Source organism: Candidatus Methylomirabilota bacterium (genome assembly GCA_035764725.1).
Lineage (GTDB): Bacteria > Methylomirabilota > Methylomirabilia > Rokubacteriales > CSP1-6 > DASRWT01.
This window is the reverse complement of sequence record DASTYT010000148.1, coordinates 1-10,361: the sequence shown is the minus strand read 5'-3', so window position 1 is coordinate 10,361 and position 10,361 is coordinate 1. Positions and strand designations below refer to the sequence as shown.

The window sequence follows — 10,361 nt, the reverse complement described above, 5'->3', positions numbered from 1 at the left end:
CCGGCCCACGTGGGTGCGATACCAGCGGAGCTCGTACACCCAGCCGGGATCCGGCGGGGGATTGAGCGGGAGCACCGGCGACAGGATCTTGTTCTCCTGCGCCAGGAGCAGGGGCCGGATCTGCGGCACGTACTCCTTGTTCCATGCCTCGTCCTTGGCGAGGAGGCCGCGGAGCCGCTCGCGCTCGTTCAGGTCCGGGAAGCTCCAGAGGTGCACGAGCTGGTTGAGCGTGCCGAACTCCGTGTACCAGAAGCCCTCCTGCTTGCCGAACCGGTCGCCGCGGATCTTGCGGCCGACCTCGCCGGAGAGCTGAAGGTACTTCGCCTGTGTCCCGGGCTGCAGCGTGTAGGTCCGAAGCTCGTGGATCATGGCGTCACCTCACCGGTACGGCGGATGCGGTGTGTCCACCGCGTAGGCCTTGAGCAGGGGATGGCCTTCCCAGTCCTGCGGGAGCAGGATGCGTCGGAGGTCGGGATGGCCCTCGTAGCGGATCCCGAACATGTCGTAGGCCTCGCGCTCCATCCAGTCGGCGCCGCGCCAGAGGGAGGTGAGCGAAGCGACGGTAGTCACGCCGGACCCGAGCCGCGTCTTCATCGTGAGGGAGAAGCCGGCGTCGAGGTTCTCCACGCGCGCCACCACCTCGAGGCCCTCCTCCTTCCAGTCCACCGCGGAGCAGAAGTTGAAGTACACGCACCCGAGCGATTCACGCGCGGCGCGGCCGAGGGCCAGCCACTGCTCCGGGGGCACCGTGACCACGAGGGCGGCGCCCTCGCCGCCGGCGGCGACGCCGAGCCGGTCCTGGAGGAGGGCGCGCGCTTCGGCGGCCGTCACCTCAGTCGATCTTCGCCGACGGCGTCGCGCGCTTGCCTGTCGTGCGGAAGTGCGCGATCTGGTCCTGGAGGATGAGGAGGCCGTTCAAGAGCGACTCGGGGGGCGGCGGACAGCCCGGCACGTACACGTCCACCGGCACCACGCGGTCCACGCCCTTCACCACGTGGTAGCCGTGGCGGAACGGTCCGCCCGAGTTCGCGCACGAGCCCATCGAGACCACCCACTTGGGGTCGGGCATCTGGTCGTAGATGCGCTTGAGCATCGGCGCCATCTTGATCGTGACGGTGCCGGACACGATCATGAGGTCGGAGTGCCGGGGCGACGCCCACGGCACCATGCCCAGCCGCTCGACGTCGAAGCGCGAGGCGAAGGTGGCCATCATCTCGATCGCGCAGCAGGCCAGCCCGAAGGTCACCGGCCACACCGACGACTTGCGCGCCCAGTTGAGGAACCCGTCGGCGAGCGACGTCACCACGAAGCCGCCGGGGAAATTGTAGATCCCCTCGGTGACGGCCTCGAAGAGCCCGGAGTGCTTGTCGCCTTCGGGCCGCGACTGGCGGTATTTCTCCCACTCCTGGAGGTCCTTGAACTCGGTCCACACCGGGGGCGGGATCTGGGGGACGGGGGCCTTCACTTCCATTCGAGGATCCCTTCCCTCAAAGCGTACACCCAGCTCAAAGACAGCAGCGCGAGGAAGATCGCCATCGTCCCCACCGCCCGCAGCCCGAGCTCGCGCAGGACGAGCGTCCACGGGATCAGGAACACCGCGAGGGCGTCGAAGACCACGAACACCAGCGCCACGAGGTAGAAGCCCACCGGGAACTGCACCCAGGCCTGCCCGATCGGCTCCGCGCCGCACTCGTAGTTCTCGAGCTTGACCGGATCGGGACGGGCGGGCCGAAGAATGGTCGCGATCAGGAGCGAGACGACACCGAATGCGACGATGAGGGCCAGGTAGATGAAAACTGGCAGGTACCCAGTCAACCGTTCCTCCCGGAAATCATGAAAAAACCCACGGGAGTATAACACACGGCGCGCACGCGCCCGCCGTCCTTGCTACAATCCCGGGCCATGAACGCACAGGTCGGCGTCATCATGGGCTCGAAGTCGGACTGGGATGTCATGGCGAGCGCGGTGGAGACTCTCGAATCGTTCAAGGTGCCGGTGGAGGTGCGGGTACTCTCCGCCCACCGGACGCCCGACGCGCTCCTCGAATGGGCCTCGACCGCGGAGGCGCGCGGGCTCGAGGTGATCATCGCCGCCGCGGGCGGCGCCGCCCATCTCGCGGGAGTCACCGCGGCGAAGACCACCCTGCCCGTGCTCGGCGTGCCCATGGAGTCCGCCTCGCTCAAGGGGATGGACTCGCTCCTCTCCACCGTGCAGATGCCGGGCGGCATCCCCGTGGCCACCTTCGCCATCGGCAAGCCGGGGGCGGTCAACGCCGGCCTCTTCGCGGTGGCCATTCTCGCCGTCAAGGACGCGCGGCTGCGAGAGGCGCTCAAGCGCTATCGAGAGGATCAGAGCCGCAAGGTCCTCGAGGTCGGCGACCCGCGCAGGGGCGCCAGGAAGGCGTAGCGCGCCGGCCCCCGCTAGGGGCGCGGACCGTAGTGCGGCAAGGGCCGGCCCGGCTCGCAGCAGCCGAGCGCCGGCGCCGGGCCGGTGAACCCGTCGGAGAAGTTCGGCAGCGCCACGCCCTTCCCGGCCGCGGGTGAGCCCGGCGCGACACGGAGATCGTTGGCCTGGCGCGGGAGTGCGGTGCGGAAATCGGCGGGCGGACGCAGGCCGCTGGCGAAGAGCCGCCGCTCCGCCAGCTGTAGCGCGCCGTCGCGGCGGTAGAGCTGCCCGGAGGTCCGCGCCGCCTCCGGCGTGCGGTAGGTCCGCCCGTTCCACTGCGCGAAGGGCCCCACCTCCCAGGCATAGCCGTCGTGGTCGAAGTCGCAGCGGATCATCTTGCCGGTGGACGACAGCGCGGGCCCGCTCGTGCCGACGAAGAGATTGTTGCGGGTCACCACGTCATTCACCGTCTCGCCGGCAGGATCGATGAGGAACGGCCGGCCAACCCGCACGGACGTGTTGTGAAAGATCAGCACCCCCGCCGTGTCGTTGTGCAGCTTCACCGGCGAGTACTCGACGTTGAGCATGGCGTTCCGGAACACGTAGAGCGGCCCGCCGTGAATCGGCTGGGCGCTCACGCCCGAGTAGCAGTTGGTGATGCGGTTCTCGAACACGCGCACGTTGGCGTCGCTGTAGTCCGCCTCCATGCCGTCGTCGGTGCAGAGCTCGATGTCGTTGTTGTGGAAGTCGCTCGCGGCGAGCCGGCCGTGCTCGGTCCCATGGATGCCGTCGGCCACTCGGTGGATGTAGTTCCATGCGATGACGTGGCCGGCGCCGGAGACGCTGATCGCGTTGTACGGCTCGATGCGGGGCGGGCGGGGCCACTTCGAGGGGCCGATGAACAGGTTGTCGGTGACGAAGAAGCCGCGCGACTCCTCGTAGCCGCCCGTGATGGCCTCGAAGCCCACGCGCGTCATCTCGAAGCGCGAGCGGCGCACCACGAGGTGACTGCCGCCGTTGCCCACGAAGAGGTAGCGCGCGTTCCGGATCGTCACCCCCTCGAGCCAGACGTGGCGCGTGCCCTGCGCGTTCACCGCGCGCTCGCCCCCGTCGCCGTCCAGGATCACGTCCCCGTCGCCCGCCCCGCGGTAGATGATGGGCCGCCCCGGCGCGCCCGACCGCTGCACGCGCCACGGCGCCGCGCGATAGACCCCGGCGTGGAGCAGGAACACGGTGCCCGGCGCCGCCGTGGCCTCGGCCGCGGCGAGGCCGCGGAAGGGATCGGCGGCGGCGCCCGTACCCCCGCCCTCGCCGGGGGCGACGTGGCGCACGTCGAGCCCAGCGGGCTCGCGCGGCTCGACGGCAGTGCGCAGTCGCAGGACACGCTCGGCGCCGCCCCCGTCGGGGTCGCGAAGCGTCAGGCGCACCTCGTACTCCGTGTCCGGCGTGAGGTCCACGATGCTGCCCGCGAAGAGCCAGCCCCCCGCCACGCGGAGCGCGGGCGACTGATGCTCCGGATACGGGCGGAAGAGCGGATAGCCCGGCCGCCACCGCTCCTCACCCGACGGCCGGTACTCCACGCCCACGGTGGCATTGGCATTGGCGTCGCCGCGCACGGACCAGCGCACGGCGAGCGAGCGCAGCGTCGAGGGCTCGGCGGCGACCTCGCCGGGAACCGACGCGTCCTCGGGCCGGAGGGAAGGGGCCGTGGGCGCCGCCACGGGCGGAGTCGCCGGGCCGCTCCCGCAGCCCGCGACGCAGAGGCACGCCGCGAGCAGCCGCGCCAGGACGCGCGTCAGCGCACCGTCCACAGCATGAGCCGGTAGACCTTGTCCTTGCCCTGGACGGTGATGGTCTTGTCGGGCGCCCAGTCCCCCATGTCGAACTCGTGGGAGACGATGCGCGACCCCTTGCGCAGCTCGCGCTGGAGCTTGGGGCGCAGGCGGAGGTTCAGCTCGCGGCCGAGGTAGAGCGTCACCACGGTGGCCGGGCTCACGTCCACGTCGAAGAAGCTCTTCTGGATGAACTCCACGCGGTCGTCCACCTTGAGCTTCTTCGCGGTCTCGCGACTCTCCTCGACAAGGCGGGGCTCGATCTCGATCCCGACGCCCCGCGCGTCGAACTGCCGCGCCGCGATCAGCACGATGCGGCCATCGCCCGAGCCCAGGTCGTACACCACGTCGCTCGGCTGCACGTCGGCCAAACGCAGCATGTGCGCCGCGATGTCATCCGGGGTCCACACGTACGGCACCACGGATTCCCGGTGCGCGCAGGCCCCCGCCAGCAGCAGCCCCATCGCGAGCAGGGCCACGTGGATCGCCCGCCCGCCTCTCCGCGATCGCGTCATGTCGATTCCTCCGGTCCCGAGGGTACTCCAATCGGGCGGCCCCCGCGGAGCGTGCCCTTGACCGCCTCGAGAGCGCGTGTTACGAGGAGGGCCGGATCCCATGGGCTTGCAGCCCTCTATGCGAACGCGCTCAGCCGAAGGAGATTCCGCGATGACGCGACCGCTCCGCCTCGTCCTGTGTTTCGGCCTCTCCCTCGTTCTCACCCTGGTGCTGGCGCCCGCGCCGCCCGTGGACGCGCAGGCCCCAATCGTGTGGAAGGTGGGCACCGGCGTGGGCCCTGACAGCCCGGTCAACCTCGCCGCCGCCGTGCTCGACAAGACGCTCCAGGAGAAGTCCAAGGGGCGGATGAAGACCGAGCTTCACCTCGGCAACTCGCTCGCCAAGGGCGAGGCCGCGCACCTCGAGGGCGCGCAGCTCGGCACCATCGACATCGTTCCGGTCGGCTCTGCGCCCATCGGTGGCATGTTCGAGCCCACCTACCAGGCGCTGGACCTCCCCTTCCTCTGGTCGAGCCGCGACCAGGTGTGGAAGATCATGGACGGCCCGCTGGGTCAGGAACTCCTCAAGAAGATGGAGGCCAAGGGCGTGAAGGCCTTCTGCTTCGGTGGCGGCTGGGGCTTCCGCAACATGATGTCGAACAAGCGCCCGATCGTGGTGCCCGACGACATGAAGGGCCAGACCATCCGCGTGCAGGAGTCACCGACCTACATCGCGCTCATGAAGGCGCTGGGGGCGAACCCGGTGCCCATGCCCTACGTCGAGGTCTACCTCGCCATGAAGCAGGGCACCATCGACGGGATGGAGCTGCCGTCCTTCACGGTGACTTCGGACAAGTTCCAGGAGGTGACGAAGTACTACTCTCTCACCCGTCACTCCTATCCGCCCATCGGCTGGTTCGCCAACCTCAAGAAGTACCAGGCGCTGCCGCCGGAACTGCAGAAGGCGGTGGACGAGTCCATGCGGGCGGCGTGCGACGCGAACCGGAAGATCGAGGTCGAGCGTGAGAAGCAGGACTTCGACATCATGAGGAAGGCCGGCACCCAGATCAACGAGGTGAAGGACATCAAACAGTTCCAGGCGCTCATGAAGCCCGTGTACGACGGCGTCGAGTCCAAGGTGGGCAAGGACTTCATGACCAAGCTGAACGCGGCCATCGCCGCCGCGGGCAAATAGGGAGCGACCCCGCGGCCCGGTGATCCGTCGCGCGCTCGGCAACATCGTCGAGGGCGTTCTGCTCGTGATGATGGTCGCCCTCTGCGCGGACGTCTTCCTCGGCGTGTTCTCGCGCTACGTGCTCGTGCGCACCTTCACCTGGTACGACGAGATCGCCCGGCTCCTCTTCGTCTGGATCGTGTTCCTCGGCGCGGCGGTGGGCGTCAAGCGCGGCGTCCACTTCCGCCTCCATCTCCTCGTCGACCGGTTCCCTCCCGCGCTCCAGCGCCTCACGGTGATCTTCGGCATCCTCGTGATGATGGGCTTCGGCTGGATCTTGATCCAGCAGGGCTGGAAGCTCGTCGAGCTGGGCCAGTTCCAGCAGACCGCGGTGATGGGGCTGTCGAAGCAGTACATCTACCTGTCGGTGCCGGTGGGCGGTGTCCTCGTCATCCTCTTCAGCCTCGGGCATCTCTGGCGCGCGGTGCGCGGCGCCCCCCTCACCGGAGGCGGCCACTGATGGTCATCCTCGTCGCTCTCGCCTTCGGGGTCCTGCTGGTGCTCGGCATCCCGGTGGCCTTTGTCATCGGCGCCGCGGGCTTCGTGGGGCTCTACTGGTCGGGCCAGTATCCCCTCACGGTCATCGTGAAACAGATCTTCGAGGGCGTGGACTCGTTCGTGCTCCTGGCCATTCCGCTCTTCATCCTCGCCGGCGCCCTCATGGAGACGGGGGGCATCGCGGTGCGGTTGGTGCGGCTGGCCCAGGTGCTGGTGGGCTGGATCCGCGGCGGGCTCTCGATGGCGGTGGTGGTGGCGGAGTACATCTTCTCCGGTATCTCCGGCTCCACGGTGGCCGACGTCTCCGCCATCGGCTCGACCATGATCCCGCCCATGCTGCGCGCAGGCTACCGGCCCGAGCAGGCGGTGGCGGTGGTCTCGGCGGCGTCCGCCATGGGGATTCTCGTCCCGCCCTGCATCCTCATGATCGTGATCGGCTCCGTCGCCAATGTCTCGGTCGCGGCGCTGTTCGCGGCGGGCTTCCTGCCCGCGGTGGTCCTCGCCCTGGCCATCATGGTGTACATCTGGTTCGACGCGCGGCGCAGCGGCCTCGAGGCGCGCGAGGTCGCCGGCCTGCGGGCGATCTGGCACGCGTTCGTGGACGCGGTGATCCCGCTGGGTCTCCCCGCCATCATCTTCGGGGGCATCCTCGGCGGCGCGGTCACGCCCACCGAGGCCGCCGTGCTCGCCGTCGTCTACGCCTTCGTCGTCGGCGTGTTCGTGTATCGCGAGATCAAATGGCGCGACCTGCCCGGCATCCTCGTCCACAGCGCGGTGGTGACCGCCGCGGTGTGCTTCCTCCTCGGCACCGCCGCGGTGGTGGCGTGGATCCTCGCGGTGGAGCAGGTCCCGCAGACCTTGCTGCGGATGATGCTCGCGGTGCCGGGCGGCAACCTCGTCTTCCTCATCCTCACCTCGATCCTCTTCATCGCGCTGGGCGCGGTGCTCGAAGGGCTGCCTGCGGTGGTGATCCTGCTGCCAACGTTCATGCCGGTGGTGCAGCGGCTCGGCATCGACGTCATCCACTACTCGACGGTGGTCGTCGCCGCCACGGGCATCGGCCTCTTCCTGCCGCCCATCGGCGTGGGGTTCTTCATCGCCTGCGGCATCGCGAAGGTGCCGGTGGACCGAGCGACGCGCGACATGATGCCGTACGTTTACATGATGTGCGTGGGGCTGCTGGTGGTCATCCTGGTGCCCTGGGTCACGCTCGTGCTGCCCCGTATCCTCAAGCTCGGCTGAGCGCTATACTCGCGCCACGACAGGGGCTGCCGCACGTCCAAGCAGGCGGCCGGAGGAGGACCTGACCATGACGCATCATCGCCGGGCATTCCTGGGAATGGCCGCCGCCGGGCTCGTCACCGCCCTCGTGGGGAGCCGGACCGAGCGCGCGGGCGCGCAGTCGGGGGCGATCAAGCCGGGGCCGACGGACGTGCTGCTTGTCATCGACGTGCAGAACTGCTTCACGCCGGGCGGCTCGCTCGCCGTGAAGGACGGCGACACGATCATCCCCCTCATCAACAAGCTGGGGGGCTACTTCGAGCACGTCGTGCTCACGCAGGACTGGCACACGCCCGCGCACGTGTCGTTCGCCTCGAGCCACTCCGGCAAGAAGCCCTTCGAGGCCATCAAGCTTCCCTACGGGGATCAGGTGCTGTGGCCCGATCACTGCGTGCAAGGCACGCAGGGCGCGGAGCTCCACCCCGGGCTGAAGATCCCGCACGCCGAGCTCATCATCCGTAAGGGCTACCGCCGCGAGATCGACTCCTACTCGGCGTTTCTGGAGGCGGACGGGAAGACGCCGACCGGCCTCGCCGGCTATCTCAAGGAGCGCGGCCTCACCGAATGCTACTTCGCGGGCCTCGCCACCGACTTCTGCGTGGCGTGGTCGGCGCTCGACGCGCGCAAGGCCGGCTTCAACGCCGCCGTCATCGAGGACGCCTGCCGCGGCATCGACGTGCAGGGCTCGCTGGCGAAGGCGTGGGCCGACATGCAGGCTGCGGGCGTGAAGCGGATGCAGTCCAGCGACATCGCGACCACGTGACGATCCTCTGCGAGAAGCGCCCCGCCGTCGCGTCACGCGGGATGGTGGTCGCGAACCATCCCCTCGGCTCGGCGGCGGGCGCCGAGATGCTGGCAGCCGGCGGCAACGCGGTGGATGCCGCCATCGCGACGCTGTTCGTCCTCACCGTGGTGGAGCCCATGATGGTGGGCATCTTCGGCGCCGGCATGACCCACCTCCGCCTCGCCGACGGCCGGCACCTCATCATCGACAACTACACGGTGGCGCCCGCGGCGGCCCGGCCCGACATGTACCGGCCGGTGTCGGACACCTGGCCCGACTACCTCCGCGCCGAGGGCGACGTGAACGTCATCGGCCCGCTCGCCGTGGGCGTGCCCGGCACGCTCAAGGGCTGGGTCGAGGCCCTCGGCCGCTTCGGCCGCCTCGACCTCGAGACAGTGATACAGCCGGCCATCCGGCACGCCGAGCGCGGCTTCCGCGCGACGCCGTATCTCGTGGAGGCGGTGACGGAGACCGCGGCGGACCTCGCGCGCTTCCCCGAGACCGCGCGCATGTTCCTGCCCGGCGGCGCACCCCTCAAGGCGGGCGACCTCGTCGTGCAGGGGGACTATGCCGCCACGCTGCGCCTCATCGCCGCGAAGGGGCCCGACGTGCTCTATGGCGGCGATCTGGGCGCGACCATCGCCGACTACATCCTCCGAGCCGGCGGCATCCTCACCGCCGAGGACCTCGCGCGGTATCAGACCGTCGAGCGCGCGCCGATCCGGGGGACCTACCGCGGCTACGAGATCGCGGGCGCGCCCCCGCCCACCGCGGGCGGCCTCCACCTCGTGGAGATGCTGAACGTGCTGGAGGGCTTCGACGTCGCCGGCTCGGGATTCGGCAGCGCCGAGTACTTCCACCTGATCGCCGAGACGCTCAAGATCGGCTTCGCCGACCGGAACGCCTGCACGGGCGATCCCGCCTTCGTCGACATTCCCGTCGTGCGCCTCACCTCGAAGGAGTATGCGGCGGCGCGGCGCGCGGCGATCCGGACCGACCGCGCGGGCGACTACGCCGTGTCGCCGGCGGCCGCCGGCTCCGCCCACACCACCCACGTGACCGCGGCGGACGCGGACGGCAACGTGGTGGCAATGACCCAGACCATCAACAATCTCTTCGGCGCCAAGGCGACGGCGCCGGGCACGGGCGTGCTGCTCAACAACACGATGGCGCTCTTCGACCCGCATCCGGGGCATCCCGCCTCCGTGGCGCCGGGCAAGCGCGTGACGAGCAGCATGGCGCCGACCATCGTGCTGCGTGACGGACGGCCGCGCTGGGCGCTGGGACTGCCGGGCGGCGTGCGCATCTTCACGTCCGTCCTCCAAGCGGTCGTGAACCTCATCGACCATCGCATGAGCCTCCAGGAGGCGGTGGAGGCGCCGCGGATCTGGTCACAAGGGCAAGACCTCGAGATGGAGCACGGCATCGCGCGCGAGATCCGCGAGGCGGTGGCCGCGCGCGGCCACCGGGTCGTCGCCGTGCGCGCAGTCGCGGGCGGCATGAACGCGATCGCGTTCGAGAACGACGGGACGCTGACCGGCGCCGCGTGCTGGCGGGCCGACGGCACCCCCATCGGGGTGAGCGGAGGCCTCGCGCGTCCCGGCATTCGCTTCCGCCCCGACGCGGGCGCGCGCCGCTAGCTGTGAACTGCCACGAGATTGTCCGGGGCCACCAGGCGGCTGATGGGTGGTCGTCCCTGATGCGCGCCGTGCCCGCGCGCCCAGTTGTAGTAGTGGAGCCAGGCGGGCAAGGCGTCGGTCCGCTGTCGCGAGCTGGGATAGGGGCGGCGGTAGGCCCACTCGCGCAGCAGGGTTTGAATGAACCGCTCCGCTTTGCCATTGGTGCGCGGGGTG

Annotated in this window: 13 protein-coding genes; 6 read left to right on the top strand and 7 right to left on the bottom strand. The window is 69.8% G+C overall.

Annotation, left to right across the window (positions count from 1 at the left end; translation table 11 throughout):
- From VFX14_24265 to ndhC, 4 genes are all read right to left on the bottom strand, one after another.
- The coding region (locus VFX14_24265) for an NIPSNAP family protein (GenBank protein HEU5192809.1) at positions 1 to 369 on the bottom strand (369 nt) is incomplete at its 3' end.
- Positions 370 to 378: 9 nt separating this feature from the next.
- On the bottom strand, positions 379 to 831 hold the full coding sequence (locus tag VFX14_24260) for an NADH-quinone oxidoreductase subunit C (protein HEU5192808.1): 453 nt from the start codon (positions 829 to 831) through the stop codon (positions 379 to 381).
- A 1-nt stretch (position 832) separates the two neighbouring features.
- Entirely contained in the window at positions 833 to 1,471 is a 639-nt protein-coding gene (locus tag VFX14_24255; GenBank protein HEU5192807.1) for an NADH-quinone oxidoreductase subunit B family protein, read from the bottom strand.
- Positions 1,462 to 1,815 carry an NADH-quinone oxidoreductase subunit A gene (ndhC, locus tag VFX14_24250; GenBank protein ID HEU5192806.1) on the bottom strand — a complete coding sequence of 118 codons (354 nt, stop codon included), beginning with the start codon at positions 1,813 to 1,815 and terminating at the stop codon, positions 1,462 to 1,464. The genes VFX14_24255 and ndhC overlap by 10 nt, the downstream gene beginning before the upstream one ends.
- 87 nt (positions 1,816 to 1,902) lie before the next feature.
- Here ndhC and purE point away from each other — a divergent pair, with 87 nt between their 5' ends.
- A complete protein-coding gene (gene purE, locus VFX14_24245) occupies positions 1,903 to 2,406 on the top strand; it encodes a 5-(carboxyamino)imidazole ribonucleotide mutase (GenBank protein ID HEU5192805.1) in 504 nt (167 codons plus the stop codon).
- A gap of 14 nt (positions 2,407 to 2,420) precedes the next feature.
- Here purE and VFX14_24240 read toward each other — a convergent pair whose 3' ends face one another.
- Both VFX14_24240 and VFX14_24235 read right to left on the bottom strand, forming a co-directional pair.
- Complete coding sequence (locus VFX14_24240) at positions 2,421 to 4,196, bottom strand: hypothetical protein (protein ID HEU5192804.1); 1,776 nt, start codon at positions 4,194 to 4,196, stop codon at positions 2,421 to 2,423.
- A complete protein-coding gene (locus tag VFX14_24235) occupies positions 4,181 to 4,732 on the bottom strand; it encodes a methyltransferase domain-containing protein (GenBank protein HEU5192803.1) in 552 nt (183 codons plus the stop codon). Before VFX14_24235 ends, VFX14_24240 begins: the two co-directional genes overlap by 16 nt.
- A 151-nt stretch (positions 4,733 to 4,883) precedes the next feature.
- Here VFX14_24235 and VFX14_24230 point away from each other — a divergent pair, with 151 nt between their 5' ends.
- The 5 genes from VFX14_24230 to ggt all read left to right on the top strand — a co-directional run bounded on the left by VFX14_24230 (position 4,884) and on the right by ggt (position 10,148).
- Positions 4,884 to 5,906 carry a TRAP transporter substrate-binding protein gene (locus tag VFX14_24230; GenBank protein HEU5192802.1) on the top strand — a complete coding sequence of 341 codons (1,023 nt, stop codon included), beginning with the start codon at positions 4,884 to 4,886 and terminating at the stop codon, positions 5,904 to 5,906.
- A gap of 19 nt (positions 5,907 to 5,925) precedes the next feature.
- Positions 5,926 to 6,405: a TRAP transporter small permease gene (locus tag VFX14_24225; protein ID HEU5192801.1), complete on the top strand. Its 480-nt coding sequence runs from the start codon at positions 5,926 to 5,928 to the stop codon at positions 6,403 to 6,405.
- Positions 6,405 to 7,685, top strand: a complete 1,281-nt coding sequence (locus VFX14_24220; protein HEU5192800.1) for a TRAP transporter large permease — start codon at positions 6,405 to 6,407, stop codon at positions 7,683 to 7,685. Before VFX14_24225 ends, VFX14_24220 begins: the two co-directional genes overlap by 1 nt.
- A gap of 67 nt (positions 7,686 to 7,752) precedes the next feature.
- The gene (pncA, locus tag VFX14_24215; protein ID HEU5192799.1) at positions 7,753 to 8,487 is read left to right on the top strand and encodes a bifunctional nicotinamidase/pyrazinamidase; all 735 of its coding nucleotides are present in this window, start codon (positions 7,753 to 7,755) and stop codon (positions 8,485 to 8,487) included.
- 41 nt (positions 8,488 to 8,528) lie between these two features.
- Positions 8,529 to 10,148, top strand: a complete 1,620-nt coding sequence (gene ggt / locus VFX14_24210) for a gamma-glutamyltransferase (protein ID HEU5192798.1) — start codon at positions 8,529 to 8,531, stop codon at positions 10,146 to 10,148.
- Here ggt and VFX14_24205 read toward each other — a convergent pair.
- Positions 10,145 to 10,361 (bottom strand): integrase core domain-containing protein (locus tag VFX14_24205; GenBank protein ID HEU5192797.1); only part of this gene is annotated, 217 nt, incomplete at its 5' end. The genes ggt and VFX14_24205 overlap by 4 nt on opposite strands.

Bases quoted from the DNA above. Each gene is read 5' to 3' on its own strand.
- VFX14_24230 (HEU5192802.1), top strand. From the start codon at position 4,884: ATGACGCGACCGCTCCGCCTCGTCCTGTGTTTCGGCCTCTCCCTCGTT.
- ggt (HEU5192798.1), top strand. From the start codon at position 8,529: ATGGTGGTCGCGAACCATCCCCTCGGCTCGGCGGCGGGCGCCGAGATG.
- pncA (HEU5192799.1), top strand. From the start codon at position 7,753: ATGACGCATCATCGCCGGGCATTCCTGGGAATGGCCGCCGCCGGGCTC.
- VFX14_24235 (HEU5192803.1), bottom strand. From the start codon at position 4,732: ATGACGCGATCGCGGAGAGGCGGGCGGGCGATCCACGTGGCCCTGCTC.
- VFX14_24255 (HEU5192807.1), bottom strand. From the start codon at position 1,471: ATGGAAGTGAAGGCCCCCGTCCCCCAGATCCCGCCCCCGGTGTGGACC.
- VFX14_24220 (HEU5192800.1), top strand. From the start codon at position 6,405: ATGGTCATCCTCGTCGCTCTCGCCTTCGGGGTCCTGCTGGTGCTCGGC.
- purE (HEU5192805.1), top strand. From the start codon at position 1,903: ATGAACGCACAGGTCGGCGTCATCATGGGCTCGAAGTCGGACTGGGAT.